The following is a 474-nucleotide window of genomic DNA, read 5'->3' as shown; positions in this document are numbered from 1 at the left end:
CGACCATTTCAAGTTCGAGGTGTTCATCGTCTGCACGGCGACCGGGACGATGGGCAACGTCGCCGTCCACGACATCGTCGATCGCGTGGCCGGCGTCGAGCAGGACGCGACGAAGGCCGACGTGACGATCAACACCACCACCAGCCAGACCCTCCAGCTCAGCGCCGAGTGGGACACGGCCGACGCGGCGAACACGACCACGCTGGAGCTGATGTTGGTCGAGGTTGTGAACGTCTGATCCGATACACTGGAGGCAGCCATGGCTCTGAACATTGAAGACATCATCAATGATCTTGAGGAAGCCCGCCTCTCGGCGAACCGGGCCAACCAGAGGCGGTATCAGCAGGGCCTTGCCGAGCTGCGTGCCGGCAGGGAGCAGCTCCGCAACTACTACTCGCAGGCCGGGTCGCTGATTCAGGACATCGGGGCGTCGGCCGCCGTGGACATCAACCGGGCCGCCACGCGAAACTTCGC

Annotated in this window: 2 protein-coding genes; both read left to right on the top strand. The window is 63.9% G+C overall.

What is annotated here, in order from left to right; all coding sequences use genetic code 11:
- The coding region (locus tag R0J92_RS21685; RefSeq protein ID WP_411053157.1) for a hypothetical protein at positions 1-238 on the top strand (238 nt) is incomplete at its 5' end.
- A 21-nt stretch (positions 239-259) separates the two neighbouring features.
- The coding region (locus R0J92_RS21680; RefSeq protein WP_411053156.1) for a hypothetical protein at positions 260-474 on the top strand (215 nt) is incomplete at its 3' end.

The organism is Tritonibacter sp. SIMBA_163 (assembly GCF_046535935.1).
GTDB classification, from domain to species: Bacteria; Pseudomonadota; Alphaproteobacteria; order Rhodobacterales; family Rhodobacteraceae; genus Epibacterium; species Epibacterium scottomollicae.
This window is presented reverse-complemented; position numbering and strand designations above follow the sequence as displayed.